The organism is uncultured Microbacterium sp., from assembly GCF_963521695.1.
Classification (GTDB): Bacteria; Actinomycetota; Actinomycetes; order Actinomycetales; family Microbacteriaceae; genus Microbacterium.
In genome coordinates this window covers 1-14,914 of sequence record NZ_CAUQWC010000070.1, presented here as the reverse complement: position 1 = coordinate 14,914, position 14,914 = coordinate 1, and the positions used below count along the sequence as shown (strand labels likewise).

Below are 14,914 nucleotides of genomic sequence, written 5' to 3'. Positions count from 1 at the left end.
GGGCCTCGATGCACCCGATCCGGCGAGCAGGGTGTTCGCACCGATCGCGCTCGAACGTCGATGCATAGAATCGAGACGACGTGGGTGGACGAGGAGGTCCGATGGACGCGCAGAAGCCCGCCTCGCCTGCGTTCGGACTCTCTCGACAGGAGCGCATCCTGGATGAGCTGCGACGGTCCGGTTCGGTTCGCGTGTCCGAACTGAGCAAGGTGCTCGGCGTCGCCGAGTTGACCGTCCGCCGCGACATCTCCTCCCTGGCCGACCGCGGGCTGCTCACCCGCGTCCACGGCGGCGCGACGCTGCGCAGCCGATTGGATGCGACGGTGCCACGCGCGGGCGCCGTCGCCGAAACGCCGCTGTTCCGAATCGGGATGGTGGTGCCGTCGTTGACCTACTACTGGCCCCAGATCATCATCGGGGCGCGTGCGGCGGCGACCACGAGCGGATCCCAGCTGATCCTCCGTGCGGCGAGTTACTCTCCGGCCGACCAGCGCCGCCAGATCACGTCACTGATCGAGTCGGGGTATCTGCACGGCCTCATCGTCGCACCGGACACCACCGGGCCCGACGGCATCGCGTTGCTGCACTGGCTGGCCTCGCTCCCGATACCGGTGGTCCTCGCCGAGCGGCGAGCGCCGTCATCCCTGGCGTTGACGTCGCTGGAGTGGGCGACGACGGACCACACGCACGGCGGCATCCTGGCGGGCGAGTATCTGGCCTCCCTCGGACACACGCGCGTGGGGATCGTGACCTCGGTCGACTCCCCCACGTCCGCGCCGCTGCGTCGCGGGTGGGAGCGCGCCGTGAAGGACCTCGGTCTGACCAGCCTGGTGGACCAGGACCTCGCGCTCGAAGCGATGGACGGCCACGATCGAGACGACGTCATCCAGCAGGTGCTCTCCCGGTGCCTGTCGACCGAGACGACGGCGTTGTTGATCCATTCGGACCGCCAGGCGGTCCTGGTGCAGCAGTACGCACGGGACAACGGATGGCAGGTGCCGGATCGACTTGCCATCATGGCGTACGACGATGAGGTGGCGGAGAGCGCGGAACCGCCGATCACGGCGCTGCGGCCGCCCAAGCAGGATGTCGGGCGCGTGGCCGTCGAACTGATGCTCGGGCGACTGACCGGCGGTCCGACACGACCACGCCAACGAACGTTCCTTCTGCCGGAGCTGAGGCCGCGCGGCTCCAGTGCGACGCGTGGCCCCCACGACCCCGCCGGTTCCGCCGCACCGGTGTGACGGGGGGTCACCACCCCATGATGTGCACGCCCGAGCGGGTGATCCGTACGGCCGGCTCGGGCCGGTGCACGCCTCTCGGACGGTAGCCCAGAGGCTGAGACTCACCGAGGATGTCGGCAAGGTACCAGATGATGGCGAGCCACATCTCCGTCCCCTGCAGCCCGCATCGTCCTTGCTCCGCGGAGTCCTGAAGACGGAAGGCGAACCCTCGCGTCGGTGCCCACATCGTGAGGGTGTGCTCCAGCATCCGCCTCGCCACAGCCTGCGTCTCATCTGATCGATGGCCCGTTTCCCGGGTGAGCCACAACGGGTGGACGACGTCCAGCACGTTGCAGGCGTCATAGGTCTCCGCGGTGAAGTAGGCCTCGTTCGCGGAGTGTTCGAGGACGGTGTCGATGGTGGCGGTCGGATGCGGCAGCGGAATGCCGAACTGGGCGTAGGTTCCTCTAGTCGTCCGGTAGGCGCCGTTCACGAGGAGCAGGAGGTCCCCCCCGGATGCCGCATCGCCCCACATCCCGGTTCGGGAGTCCGCGCGGGTGGTCAGCCATCCGAGGAGACTCTCGACGGCGCCGGGGAGGACGGAGTGTCCCGAGCGAAGCGCCCAGTGCAATGCCGTTCCCAAAGCGTCAACCCGGTGGCCCGCGTCCCAGGGGTCCGTGCGCCAGGGGAGCGACTCGCAGAAGCCCGAGATGTCCGCCGGGGTCATCCTCGTCGCCTCGCTGACCGCGTGCGGCAGTTGACCCCGGAGCAGGTCGATCGCGTAGCCGACACTCAGCACGTGATAGGCCGCATCGGCGTCGTCGAACGGCTTCCCGGGAGCGGAATGCACGCCGGGGGAAGGTATCCGCCCATCGGGGCGCTGCGTCGCCGCCAGCCGGGCTCGATGCTGGTGGGAGGTCAGCTGCGGCGGGGCGCCCGGAAGAAGCAGTCGCGCCACCTCGACCGCGTCGCAGTGTGCGCGCAACGACGGATCCACCCCGGGACGATCGGAGTAGACGCCCGACTCCGCATCCCAGGCACGAGCGAGGATCGTCTCCGCGTCGGCGCGGGCGTGTTCGGCGAACTCACGCAACCGGATCGCCAGATCCCGGGACCGATGGGTCGCCGCCTCGGCCGGCGCCACTCTCCATCGGATGAACTTCGCCGGGTTCCCCCCGACGATGGCCCCGGAGGGGACGTCCTTCGTCACCACGGCGCCGGCGGCGAGAACAGAGTGGGCACCGACCATGACGCCGTCGAGGATGACCACGTGAGACCCGATCCACACGTCATCATCGACGACGATCCCCTTCGAGGTCAGCGGTTGTCGGAAGACCGGGGTGCCCGGTTCCATCGAGTGGTTGAACCCGAGGAGGGAGGTGTGCGCCCCGATGCGGACGCCCGCGCCCAGGCGAACGCGTCCGCGGATCACGGTGTAGGGGTTGATGCTGCAGTCGCTGCCGGCGATGAGTTCGCCCGTCAGGTACGCGCCCGCGGCGATGTACGAGCGCTCACCGAGGTGGAGGACGTCGTTGTCCACCGCCGCAGTGTCCGCAACGAACGCGTCCTCCGCGAAGGTGCGGTCGCCCCGCTCGGCGAGGGCGAGCAATCGCTCCCTCTGAGACTGCTTCGCCTCATCGGAGGCCGACTCCCAAAAAGACCACGGAGAGAATCCGAGCGTCTCGACGCCGTCCTGTCCACCCATGCCCCCACCCTCCCGAATCGCGTGTCCCGGTCAATGCGTCAGCGACGCCCGGGAGCGGAGGACGTCCGCGAGTCGTTCCAGCTGCGCGGCGTCCTCGAGAGCCGATCCGACGGCGGCGACGCGGACGCCGGCGTCGAGGAACTCCGTCACGTTCGCTGCGTCGAGACCCCCGGTCGCGACGAACTGGACGTCGGGGAAAGGACCGCGGATATGCCGGAACCATCCGGACCCGAGCCACGTCGCGGGAAACGCCTTCATCCACACCACGCCCAGCGACACGGCGAGCTGCACCTCGCTGGGTGTCGCCACCCCCGGGAGGATCGGCAGGTTCGCCGCTCGCGCCGCGTCCACGACGCGCGGATCGAGTCCCGGCGAGACGAGGTAGGCCGCACCCGCGGCGCGGGCGACGTCGACCTGATCCGGGTGGAGGATCGTCCCCGCTCCGACGCTCCGGCCGTTCGCCGCGGCCCGGGTCGCCAGCTCGCGCATCACCCGCTCATCTTCTTCGGTCTGCAGGGGAACCTCGACGGCTTCCACTCCCAGCTCCCAGGCCGTCTCGGCCAGGCGCAGAGACCGTTCCATCCCCATCCCTCGCAGGATGGCCATCAGCGGGGATCCCGCGAAGAGTTCTTCGAGTCGAGCAGCTTCCGCGGCACTCATGCGTAGCTTCCTTCCACGGTGTCGGTGAGGGACATCAGGGTTCGCGCGGCGAAGGCGTGCCCGGCCGTGAGCCGGTCCCGCGTCGACGCGTCCGACAGGAGCGCAGCCACGTAGCCCCCGGCGAAGGCGTCGCCCGCCCCGACCGGCTCGACCACGTCGACGACGAGCGCGGGGACGAACACTCGACCCTCCCCGGTGAACGCCGTGGCGCCGACATCGCCGTCTTTCACGACGAGTTCGTCGACGTCGGGCAGCAGGGCACGGACATCGTCGGCGGTCGCCGTCGCCCAGAGGGTCTCTGCTTCGTCGCGGCCGGTGAAGACGGTGTCCGCCCGCTGGGCGAGCGCCAGCAACACGGGTGCTGCGGCTGCTGCGTCCCACAAGGGGAGGCGGTGATTGACGTCGAAGGAGATGCGAACGCCCGCCTCGCGCGCGCGTCTCATCAGCTGCTCGAGGAACTCTCGCGCCGTGTCGGAGATCGCCGCGGTGATTCCGGACACGTGGAGCACGTCGACGCCGGCGAGGTCGATGTCATCCGCGTCCGAGCGCGAGAGTCCGGACGCAGCCGAGCCCCGCCGGTAGTAGGTGACTCCGGCGCCGGGGTTCTTGACGTAGACGCCCGTGGGCCGAGTGTCGTCCCACCCGACCGTGCTCACGTCCACTCCGCGAGACCTCAGCTGCTGGGCGACCCGGTGCCCCAAAGGGTCACTGCCGAGGCGGCTGAACCAGACCGCCCGGTGCCCCGCGCTCGCCACGTGCGTCGCGACGTTGGATTCCGCTCCCCCGGCCTCGACCAGAAAAGACGCCGCGTCCACGACCGAGGTGAACACGCTCGGCACGATCATCGCCATGGTCTCTCCGACGGCGAGGAGCGTGCGGGGTCTCGGAGCGTTCATCGCAGGTCGGTGATGGGCGCGGCATCCATGTCGTCGAACGCCTGGTTCTCGCCCGCCATCGCCCACACGAAGGAATAGGCGGCCGAGCCGACGCCGGAGTGCAACGACCAGCTGGGAGAGATGACCGCCTGTCGATCGGCGACGAGCAGGTGCCGGGTCTCGTCGCGCTCGCCCATCAGGTGCACCACGCGCGCGTCCTCGGGCACGTCGAAGTAGAGGTAGCACTCGGTCCGGCGGTCGTGGGTGTGCGCAGGCATGGTGTTCCACATGGACCCCGGATGCAGCTCGGTCACGCCCATGACGATCTGACAGCTCTTGATGCCGTTCTCGTGGACGTACTGGTTCAGCGTCCGACGGTTCGATGTCAGCTGATCGCCGAGTTCCCGCACCGTTCCCTCGCCGGGCGACACCAGCGCCGTGGGATACGTCGTGTGGGCGGGCGCGGAGAAGAGGTAGAACTGCGCGCCGTCGGCACCGCCGTCGCCGTCGCGGAACCGCACGTCCTCGACGCCGCGTCCCAGGTAGAGGCAGGCGCCCTTGACGAGGGTGTGCTCCTCGCCGTCCGCGACGACGATACCCTCGCCGCCGACGTTGACGACGCCGAGTTCGCGATGCTCGAGGAAGGTTTCGCTCCGGATCTCGGGGTATCCGGTCAGCCGCAGTTCTGCGCCTGCGGGTACGGCCCCGCCGAGGACCACCCGGTCGTGGTGCGTGTAGGTCAGCCGGATCTCACCCGGCACGAAGACCTCCGGGATGAGGTAGGTGTCGCGAAGCTGCTGAGTGGTCAGGCCCGGGATCTGGGCGGGATTGGTCGCGTAACGCTGGGGGATGTGCGTCTCTGTCACGAGAGTCTCCTGTGTGGTCGGTGGGGGCGGTTATCGGACGAGCCAGCCGCCGTCGACGGGGATGACGGCGCCCGTCAGGTAGGAGGCGGCGTCGGAGGCGAGGAACACGAATGCCCCCTGGAGGTCGGAGGCGTCGCCCCACCGGCCGGCGGGGATCCGAGCGAGGATCGACGCCGCCCGGTCCTCGTCGGCGCGCAGGGGCGCGGTGTTGTCCGTGGCCATGTAGCCGGGGGCGATGGCGTTGACGGTGACACCCGCGGCGGCCCATTCGTTCGCGAGTGCCTTGGTCAGGCCCGCGACGGCGTGCTTGGACGCGGTGTACCCGGGCACGAGGATGCCGCCCTGGAACGACAGCATCGAGGCGACGTTGATGATGCGGCCGCGCCCGGTCGCGATCATGTGCCGCCCCGCGGCCTGCGACAGGTGGAACACGGAATCGAGGTTGATGGCCAGGACCTCGTCCCAGTCGGTCGCCGAGTGCTCCGCGGCGGGCGCGCGGCGGATCGTGCCGGCGTTGTTGACGAGGATGTCGAGACCGCCCAGTTCCGCGAGGGTCTCGTCGACGGCGCCGGCGAGCTCTCCGGGGGTGGCGCTGACGAGGTCTCGACGGATGAGGTGGGCTCGTCGACCGGTGGCGCGGACGAGTCGGGCGGTGTCGCTCGCGTCCCCGCGGTCGAGGAGCGCGACATCGGCGCCGGCTTCCGCGAGCGCGACGGCGGCGCCCTGTCCCAGGCCCCGGGTCGACCCCGTCACCAGTGCGACCTTGCCATCGAGGCGGAACGTGTCGAGGATCATGCGGTGCCCTCCGGGAGCGATGGGGCGGCTGGGCTCTCCGACGGCGCCGCGATGAAGGTGGTGGTCAGGTCGCCGATGCCGGAGATGCGTACGGTGACCGCGTCGCCCGGCGCGAGCGGGCGATGACCCGCCTGAGCCTCGGCGAGCTTCTGCGGCGTCCCCGTGGAGATGATGTCGCCGGGCTCGAGGGTCAGGACCTGACTGATGTGCGAGATGACGAAGGCGACGCTGAAGATGGTGGTCGAGGTGGACTGGGAGACGGTGACCTCGCCGTCCCGGACGACCTCGACCAGGACGTCCTGCGGGTCGGGGGCGTCATCGGTCGTGACGATCCACGGTCCGATGGGCGCGAACCCGTCGGAGCACTTCCCGAGTGCCCACTGGCTCTGCCGGCGCTGCCATGCGCGGTCGGACACGTCGTTGAGGATGGTGAACCCGGCGACGTGGGACATGGCGTCCTCGATCGAGACGTTGCGCGCACGGGTGCGGATGACGACGGCGAGCTCGCCCTCGTAGTCGACGTCGCGCGCCCCCTCGGGGATGACGACGGCGTCGTTCGGCCCCGCGAAGGTGTTGGGGGTCTTCACGAACACGTCGGGATACTCCGGGTCGTCCGCGGTCGGATCGACACCGTCGGGCGTGTGGCCGCGGTAGTTGTAGCCGAGGCACAGCATCTTGCCCGGGACGATGGGGGCTTCCAGGTCACCGGGGACGAGAGCGGGCAGGTCCTCGACGACCGCGCTCGCACAGCGCGCTCGTGCCGCGCGCATCCGTTCGTCATCGGTGATCAGAGCGAAGACGCCGGCGGCGACGTCGCCCAGATCGACCAGACGATCTCCGTGCGCGGTGCTCAGGACCGCCCCCGGCCGCGTTCCCGATGGCGTTCTGTGGGTGACGAGCCTCACCAGTACTTCTTCCATTCCGGACGGGCGACGCGCATGAGCGCCTCGAGGTAGAAGTAGTCGCCCCACAGGGTTGCTTCGTCGACACCGACGTTCTTCGGCAGGTCGTAGACGCTGTGCAGGATGAGCCCGTCCGCGTCTTCGGGGGTCGCCGGCGTGTACTTCGCGATGAGCGAGGCGAGGATGGTGTGCGCGCGGGCCGCCCACTCGGCTGCCCGCGCGGCATCGGTTTCGACCTGGGCGAGTTCGAGCAGCCCGCAGACGACGATGGCGGCGGATGAGCTGTCTCGGGGGGCGTCGCTGCCGTCGGTGTAGACGAGGTCCCAGAACGGCACGTCGTCAGCCGGCAGGTGGCGGAGGAAGTACTCGGCGCACCGCCGGGCAGCGGTGAGGAGCCGCTCATCGCCGGTGACGGCGTAGTTCATCGCGAACCCGTACACCCCCCACGCCTGGCCCCGTGCCCAGCACGACTCGTCGAACGCGCCCTGTTCGGTGGCACCGCGAAGCGGCGCACCCGTCTCGGCATCCCAGTAGAAGGTGTGGAACGTGGAGTCGTCCGGCCGCAGGATGTTCTGCTCGAGCTGCGCGCAGTGGCGCCGAACCGCGTCGGAGTAGCGCTCATCTCCGGTCTCCTCCGCCGCCCAGGTGAGCAGCGGCATATTCATGAGACTGTCGATGATCGTCCGGCCGCGTTGGACGGGGTCGGAGAGGTCTCCCCACGCCTGGATGACGCCCGCCGGTTCGAGGAATCGCCGCATGAGGTGGTCCGCGGCGAGAAGCGCATCCGCGCGCGCGGATTCGTCACCGGTGAGGCGGTGAGCGGCGACCGAAGAGAGGGTGTACAGGAAGCCGAGGTCGTGCGTGTCCAGGTCGATCTCGTTGCGGACACGGTGTCCGAAGTCGGCGACGTCGGCTTCGGCGGCGCGCCGGTAGACGTCACTGCCCGTGAGCTCCCACGCCAGCCACAGCTGTCCGGTGCGGAAGCTCGTCGTCCAGCCGCGGTTGCCTCCTTCGGGGACGAGTCCGTGGGCGGGCCTCGGGTGGTATCGATTGTCGGTGGTGGTGTCGTCCGGGTAGGCGGCCCCGAGAGTGGCGGTGTTGCGTTCGACGGTTGCCACAGCGGCGGCGATGGCCGTCTCGGTCGACACGGCCGGAGAGGTCCGGGTCGTGGGTGAGGTGAAGGTCATCAGCGTCTTTCTCGAAGTGGGGGGATCAGCGTGCGGGAACGGGTGCGGGGTCCAGGACCGGACGGAGGGTGTAGCGGGCGTTGGTCCAGGCGAGGTAGAACGCCGCGGATGCCGTGACGCCGATGCCGATCGCCGGCGCGGAGGCGAACACACCGCCCTGCACGATCAGCGCCACCAGCGAGATCGCGCTGAGGTACCAGCGTCGGAGTCCCAAATAGAGCGCGGCCTTGAAGAGGTCGCGCAGCCGCGCCTCGGGCACCTCGGCCAGCGCGGCGAGCGAGACCACGGCGGTGTTCACGGTGAGGATCGCGACCACCGCCAGCAGCGGCACGGTGTACACCGCCACGGTCGAGTCCGACAGGAAGCGGACGTCGACGAGGACGATGACGAGCACGATCGAGGCGAGCGCACCGATGGCCAGGGCGCGGCGCCAGGTGGCCTGCAGGCCCGCCAGGAAGGCACGGATCGGCCCGAGTCCCACCCCCGAGTGCTCGCGGAACGCGCGGAACACGGCCGCGATGACCGGGGCTGTCAGGGGCATCGTCAGCGCGAGCATCGGCCAGGAGAGCGCGGGATCCGTCGTCATCAGGAGGATGAGGAACGGCGCGCTTCCGACGGCGAGCAGCACGTTGGAGATCAGGCCGAGGTACAGCATCCCGATGATGCCGGACCAGGTGTCGTGGGATACGAGGTTCTTCATGATCAGCCCTTGAGCCCGCTGGTGGCGATGCCCTCGACGAAGTACTTCTGGCCGAGCAGGAAGATGATCGCGATGGGGATCACCGAAATGGTGAGACCGGCGAACAGCAGCGCGTAATTGGTGTCGTAGAGGTTGCTGACGAAGCTGCGCAGACCCAACTGGATGGTCCAGAGGTCGGGGTTCCGCAGGTAGATCAGCGGCCCGAGATAGTCGTTCCAGGTGTTCACGAAGGTGAGCAGGGTCAGGCTCGCCAGCGCCGGGACGGACAGCGGCAGCATGATCTTGCGCCAGATCGCGTACTCGCTGAGTCCGTCGATCCGTGCCGCCTCGGAGAGCTCCTCGGGGATCGTCTCGTAGTACTGCTTCATGAGGAACACTCCGAAGGCGCCGAAGGCCTGCAAGAGCACGACGGCCCACAGTGTGTTGGTGACGTTGAAGTTCGTCAGCAGGATGAACTGCGGGATCATGTACGACTGCCACGGCACAGCGATGGTGCCGATGTAGAGCAGGAAGAGCACGTCGCGGCCGGGGAACCGGATGCGGGCGAACCCGTAGGCGGCGAACGAGCCGGTCAGCACCTGCAACGCGGTGACGACGACCGACAGGAACAGCGTGTTGCGGATCCACGTGAGGATGTTCGACTGCGACCAGATGTCGACGTAGTTCTGCCAGATGAAGGTCTCCGGGATCCACCGCAGGGGGATTGAGAAGACTTCGTTCGCGGACTTCAGCGAGCTCATGACCATCCAGAAGAACGGCATGAGCAGCGCCGCCGCGAAGACGATGAGGGCGACGTAGCCAGCGGTCCGAGCTGCTCGACGCGCCGGAGTCAGGGGCGGGGAGTCGACGGGACGCTGACCGCCATTGGCGAGCCGGAACAGGCCGCGGCGCGGAGGGGGCGGCGCGACGATGCTGACCGTCTTCAGGTCCTGCGTGGGGGTGACTGTGCCGACCATCAGGTGCTCCGCTTCTTGTTCCACACGAACTGCACGACAGTGACGATGATGCAGAGGAAGAACAGGGCGACCGACGCCGCGGAGGCGTAGCCATACTGGCTCTCCTCGAATCCCTTACGGAAGATGAACTGCGACAGCACCAGCGTCGATTGCCCGGGGCCGCCCTCCGTCATGACGAGGATGAGATCGAAGATCTTGAATGAGTTGATGGTCAGCATCACGGTGACGAAGAACATCGTCGGGCGAAGGCAGGGGATGGTGACGTTGACGAACCGCTGCCACACGTTGGCGCCGTCCATACGGGCCGCCTCGTGCAGCTCGCGGGGCACGGTCTGCAGTCCCGCCAGGAAGAGGATCATGTAGTAGCCCATGTCGCGCCAGGTGCTGACGATGACGACGGCGGGCATGGCCCATTCGGGCGAGGTGAGCCAGCCCGGGGGGTTCTGGATGCCGAGGAAGCGCAGGCCCTCGTTGATGGGGCCGTACTCCGGGCTGAACAGCAGGTTCCAGACCACGGCGATCGCGACGATGGACGTGATGTAGGGGAAGAACGCGGCGGTGCGGAAGAAGGCGACCCCGCGCAGCTTGTTGTTCAGCAGCAGGGCCAGCCCCAGCGACACGATGATGGTGAGGGGGATATGCAGCGCGGAGTAGTAAAGGGTGTTGATGACGGAGATCTGGAAGCTTCCGTCGCCGATCAGCCGCTGGTAGTTGGTGAAACCGATCCAGTCGGCCTTGCCGAACACGTTCCAGTTCGTGAACGACATGTAGAACAGCACGACGATGGGGACCAACGTCAGCAGGCCGAAGCCGAGGAAGTTCGGGAGGATGAAGCTCCACCCGACGAGGGTGTTGCGCATCTTCAGCCGCGACCGTCGGCGACGGTCGGGCGCGACCGGCGGCTGCGGGGCAGTTCCGTGGTCGGTGGCGGCGATGCTCGCCATGAGTGCCTCCAGGCAGGTAGGTGGGGCGGCCGGCTCACCGACCCGTCGGTGAGCCGGCCACGGGAAGATCAGCCCAGGCCGACCTCGTTGGCGACGCGGTTCTGCGCGTCGGTGATGGCAGCATCCACGGGGGTCGATCCGGAGAGGATCGCCGAGTGCATGTCGAGGAGGATGTTCTGAATGGCAGCAGCCTTGTTCGACGTGGGGTTCTCGGGGAGCGTGTCGTGCTCGGCGAAGGCGAAGCGGGACAGCTCGTCCTGCGGCGCGCCCTCGTTGCTGAAGTAGGTCTCGACGACCCCGTCCGTCAACAGGGCGGGAGTGATACCGATGCCGGCGAGCAACTGGGCTGCCTCCTCGCTCGAGGCGAACGCGAGGAAGTCCTTGGCCGCCTGCACCTTGTTGTCGGCGATCCCCGCGTTGATGCCGAAACCGGTCGGGTCTCCGAAGGTGACGGGGGTGTTGTCCGTACCGGTGGTGGAGGCGTCAGCCTGCGGGATCGGCGCGATGCCCCACTCGAACTCGTTGGCGTCACCCGACGCCTGCTGGGCGATGAGGGTTGCGACGTACCAGGTGCCCATGGGGAGCATCGCGGCGTTCTGGGTGCCGAACTCGCCCTGATAGGTCAGCTGGTTGGCCGTGCTGGTGTTGAAGTTGACCTGGTCACCGTCGTCCTGGAGAGCGAGGACCCGCTCGTAGTACGGGGCCATGTAGTCGTACTCGCCGCTGAGGATGTCGCCGTCCTTCTGCGCGTTGGCGAACCCCTGGACGGTGGACTGCCAGCGGTGCTGGTAGGTGCCCTTCGCGGCGCTGCCCGCCGCTGCGAGACCGTCGGTCAGCTGGGCGGCGGCCGCGTCGTAGTCAGCCCACGTCCAGCTCCCGTCGGGCTCGGCGACGCCGGCCTGGGCGAAGAGGGCCTTGTTGTAGAACAGGACCCAGGAGTCCTGTCGGTAGGGCACGGCGTACTGGGTGCCGTCGACCTGGTACGACGACGCACCACCGATCTCGTCCGACAGTGCGACGTCGGACACGTCGAGGAGCTGTCCACCCTCGACCAGGGTCGGGAGGTACTTCACCTCTTTCTGGGTGATGATGTCGGGTCCGGACCCGGCGGCGAGATCCGTGGTGAGAAGGGTGTTGTAGTCGGCGGCGTCGTAGCCCGTCACCTCGACGGTGACGTCGGGGTTCTTCTCCGAGAACGCGTCGGCGAGCAACTGGAATTCGGGGGTGGTGTCCAGCGCCCACCCCGACAGGGTGAGGGTGACCGGACCACCGGGCTCTGCGGCGTCGCCGTTGGACCCGCCGCTGCAAGCGGCGAGCGAGAGCGTTGCGACAGTGATGACGCCGGCTGCGGCAGCGTACGTGCGCTTCATTGTTGGTTACTCCTTCGTAAGGTCGGGCACCCCACCTTCGGGGACCCTCGGGATTATCGACTCGCGACAGTGGTGATGCCGGTCTGTGTGAGACGACTTGTGGTGACCGTGCCATCCGGCCAAGTGATGGTGACGAGATGTGTCCCGTCATGTTCCACCGACGCGGACAGCGCGCTGGGCGCGTCGTCGTCGGCGGCGAGCCCGATGAGGGCGTGCAGCCACTCCCCGACGAGTAGGGGGTGCTCGGCGACGGGGACGGCGGACCGGGGACCTAGGGGGCTGGCATCCACGCGGTGTTCGATTCGCGCCCGGGCCTCGGGGTGGAGGGCGACGAGAGAGCTGCGCACGGCACCGGAGCGGGCGAGCGCCTGAGCGCCGTCGACGTCGGAGTCCGTGTCATCCCCCGAGACAGCCCAGCCGCCGACTCGCACGCGGAGCTCCCGAGCATTCAGATGCGGTTCGAGGGAGACGACACGGGTCAGTCGCATCTCCCAGGGCCCGCGGAGGAGGGAGTGCACTTCGACGACGCCGGCCACTTCCACCTCGCCGACCAGGCCGGAGCCGTGTCGGTGCACGGCCGGGGCCGCGCTGATCCAGTGTGCGGCGGATACGGACGCCGCGATCGCGACGTGCCCACCGGCGTCGTTCTGAACGCGTGTGTCGATGAGGCGCATGGCGGCCCGGTGGGTGGCACGGCCTCGTCCGTCGACGATGCTGACGCTCTGCTCGAGAGGCTCCTCCCACGCTCGCTCGTTCGCCAGCGGCGCCGTGGCCGTGGAGTACCCGATCCGGGCGTACAGCGGGGAATCCCCGACGAGCGCCCCCTCGAGGGCGTGGTCGGTGCCGTGGTTGGCGATGCGGACGATGCCATCGGCATCCGTTCCCGAGACGACCCACCCGGGCGCCGCGACGGCGCAGAGGTAGTCACCACGTTCGACGGGGAGCTGCTGCGCTTCGGCGACCCACACCGGGTGGTCGGCCGGGAGCATGACGCCGAGCAGCCCCTTGACGGCCCAGTACGGTGACCCGGGTCCGGAATAGGACTGCGCGAGGTCGCGCCATTCGCCATGCCACCCCAGTGTGAGGATGTCCCGCTCGTCCGGTGCGCCGACGTCGACGAAGTGGCGGACGACCTTCTCGGCCGCGTGGCGGAGGGACCCGAGGGACGTCGAGCGGACACCGGCGAGGACCCCCGCCCAGAACGGAGCGGCGGCGGCGAAGCGGTAGACGAGGCTGCGCCCCTGCATCAGGGGAGAGCCGTCGGCACCGACCAGCCGCACCGCGTCCTCGAGGTAGCGGTCGAGCGCGGCGACATCGGCGATGCGCCCGGCCGCGAGGTCCGCAGCCCCCCGCATGCGGGGCCAGAGGACGGGGTAGACGTGCAGCGCCCATCCGACGTAGTGGTCGTAGGAGCGCTCGAACCCGTCGGAGATCCAGCCGTCCGCCCGCGTCAGTTCGTCGTGAAGCGCGAGGTCTGCGGTGATGTCGTCCTGAGACCACGGTCCCCCGACGGAACGGAGGAAGGTCTGGACGACGACACGGAACCACAGCCAGTTCGTCTTCGGGTAGGTGTCGTCGCCGACGACGGGAGCCAGGTAGTCGATGACGCGCTGCCGGGTCTCGGCGTCCAGCTGGTCCCAGATCCACGGCCGGGTCATGTCGAGCGCGACGGCGAGCGATGCGGCCTCGACCTTGGCCTGGGGGTGCTCGTCCATTCGCACCCACCGGTCGGCGGCTACGGGGTCGACCCCGGCCGCGACGCCGCGGCGATAGAACGCCGCAAGATCTTCCAGGCCGTGACCGTCGTCGCCGGTGAGCCGGAACGCGGCCAGCAGGAAGGTGCGGGCGAACCCCTCGAGTCCGTCGACGGCTCGGCCGTACCCGCCCTCAGCGCCCGGGAAGGTGATGCGGGCGTTGTTCTCGGATGCGTGGTCGCGAGCGGCCGAGAGGAGGCGATCGGCGAAGTCCGTCCAGTCACCGCGCGTCCACCCAGGAGCGAACGACGAGGACGTCGTGCTGCTGGATGAAGGGTGCGATGCAACGGACACGGGATCTCCTTTGAACTCGCCTCAAGCGACCGTTTCAGGAGCGTATCAACGCATTTCGTTCATTGCAACGTCGATTTGCGTTTGTTATGATCACTTCTGATCGTTTACAGGATGGGACCAATGACGCTCACCCCTTCTTCACACGCCGCGTACTCCGGCGTTCTCGCGGAGTTCTGGCGCGCCCAGGATGCCGTCGGTGCCGGCGACAACCTCGCCGATGCCCTTCGACGAACTCTGCGGCCGCCCGAGGATGCCCTCCCCGTCGCGCCCGCGCACGATCGCGCCGTGTGGGGTGCGCACGGAACCGCCGATCAGTCCACCGTTGCGGCGGTCCTCTCAAGAGCCTCGGACGACCTCGGCACGAGCTGGCCGGTTGCGCTCGCGAGCGCAGCCGCACGCGTGCACGGCGACGGGGATCGAGAGAGCTGGGAGTCGGTGGTCTTCGAACGTCAGCGTCGGCTGAGCCGCGCGGTCGTCGTCGCCGCGGTCACGGAGGAAGGACGCTGGCTCGACGAGGTGTTGGACGGTGTCTGGCTGCTGTGCGAGCAGACCTCGTGGTGCTGGCCGGCACACGACGACGCCCACGCCGTCGGCTCGGTTCTCGCCATCCCGGACAGGCCGTTCCTCGACCTCGGAGCGGGAGAGGTGGCGGCGCAGCTCGCGTGGGTCGACCACCTCGTGGG

The 14,914-nt window shown here is 68.7% G+C and carries 13 protein-coding genes and 1 pseudogene; 2 read left to right on the top strand and 12 right to left on the bottom strand.

Translation table 11 applies throughout. The annotated features are described in order from the left end of the window. The first annotated feature begins 101 nt into the window (after nt 1-101). The gene (locus RWP81_RS07315) at nt 102-1,244 is read left to right on the top strand and encodes a substrate-binding domain-containing protein (protein WP_243223567.1); all 1,143 of its coding nucleotides are present in this window, start codon (nt 102-104) and stop codon (nt 1,242-1,244) included. A 7-nt stretch (nt 1,245-1,251) separates the two neighbouring features. On the opposite strand, the gene RWP81_RS07310 is transcribed toward RWP81_RS07315, so the two are convergent. From RWP81_RS07310 to RWP81_RS07255, 12 genes are all read right to left on the bottom strand, one after another. Then, the gene (locus tag RWP81_RS07310) at nt 1,252-2,928 is read right to left on the bottom strand and encodes a DapH/DapD/GlmU-related protein (RefSeq protein WP_055951235.1); all 1,677 of its coding nucleotides are present in this window, start codon (nt 2,926-2,928) and stop codon (nt 1,252-1,254) included. A 30-nt stretch (nt 2,929-2,958) separates the two neighbouring features. Then, complete coding sequence (locus RWP81_RS07305; protein ID WP_314454190.1) at nt 2,959-3,588, bottom strand: bifunctional 4-hydroxy-2-oxoglutarate aldolase/2-dehydro-3-deoxy-phosphogluconate aldolase; 630 nt, start codon at nt 3,586-3,588, stop codon at nt 2,959-2,961. Next, entirely contained in the window at nt 3,585-4,484 is a 900-nt protein-coding gene (locus RWP81_RS07300) for a sugar kinase (RefSeq protein ID WP_314454188.1), read from the bottom strand. The genes RWP81_RS07305 and RWP81_RS07300 overlap by 4 nt, the downstream gene beginning before the upstream one ends. Continuing rightward, nucleotides 4,481-5,329, bottom strand: coding sequence for a 5-dehydro-4-deoxy-D-glucuronate isomerase (gene kduI / locus RWP81_RS07295; RefSeq protein WP_314454185.1), 849 nt, complete (start codon nt 5,327-5,329; stop codon nt 4,481-4,483). Before kduI ends, RWP81_RS07300 begins: the two co-directional genes overlap by 4 nt. 30 nt (nt 5,330-5,359) lie before the next feature. Continuing rightward, nucleotides 5,360-6,124: a 2-dehydro-3-deoxy-D-gluconate 5-dehydrogenase KduD gene (kduD, locus tag RWP81_RS07290; RefSeq protein ID WP_243223571.1), complete on the bottom strand. Its 765-nt coding sequence runs from the start codon at nt 6,122-6,124 to the stop codon at nt 5,360-5,362. Then, complete coding sequence (locus tag RWP81_RS07285) at nt 6,121-7,029, bottom strand: fumarylacetoacetate hydrolase family protein (protein WP_314454181.1); 909 nt, start codon at nt 7,027-7,029, stop codon at nt 6,121-6,123. Before RWP81_RS07285 ends, kduD begins: the two co-directional genes overlap by 4 nt. Beyond that, nucleotides 7,026-8,213 (bottom strand): glycoside hydrolase family 88 protein, encoded by a 1,188-nt coding sequence (locus RWP81_RS07280; RefSeq protein WP_314454178.1) that lies wholly within the window; start codon nt 8,211-8,213, stop codon nt 7,026-7,028. Before RWP81_RS07280 ends, RWP81_RS07285 begins: the two co-directional genes overlap by 4 nt. 25 nt (nt 8,214-8,238) lie before the next feature. Beyond that, on the bottom strand, nt 8,239-8,913 hold the full coding sequence (locus RWP81_RS07275) for a ferredoxin-NADPH reductase (RefSeq protein WP_314454175.1): 675 nt from the start codon (nt 8,911-8,913) through the stop codon (nt 8,239-8,241). Nucleotides 8,914-8,915: 2 nt separating this feature from the next. Beyond that, nucleotides 8,916-9,869, bottom strand: a complete 954-nt coding sequence (locus RWP81_RS07270) for a carbohydrate ABC transporter permease (protein ID WP_314454172.1) — start codon at nt 9,867-9,869, stop codon at nt 8,916-8,918. Further along, nucleotides 9,869-10,813, bottom strand: coding sequence for a carbohydrate ABC transporter permease (locus RWP81_RS07265; protein WP_055951256.1), 945 nt, complete (start codon nt 10,811-10,813; stop codon nt 9,869-9,871). The genes RWP81_RS07270 and RWP81_RS07265 overlap by 1 nt, the downstream gene beginning before the upstream one ends. 68 nt (nt 10,814-10,881) lie before the next feature. Next, nucleotides 10,882-12,183, bottom strand: a complete 1,302-nt coding sequence (locus tag RWP81_RS07260) for an ABC transporter substrate-binding protein (protein WP_055951257.1) — start codon at nt 12,181-12,183, stop codon at nt 10,882-10,884. Between the two features lie 53 nt (nt 12,184-12,236). After that, nucleotides 12,237-14,231, bottom strand: a complete 1,995-nt coding sequence (locus RWP81_RS07255; RefSeq protein ID WP_314454164.1) for a DUF2264 domain-containing protein — start codon at nt 14,229-14,231, stop codon at nt 12,237-12,239. Nucleotides 14,232-14,351: 120 nt separating this feature from the next. Between RWP81_RS07255 and RWP81_RS07250 the strand changes: the two are divergent. Next, nucleotides 14,352-14,914 (top strand): annotated as a pseudogene (locus RWP81_RS07250) (hypothetical protein); the annotation flags it as partial.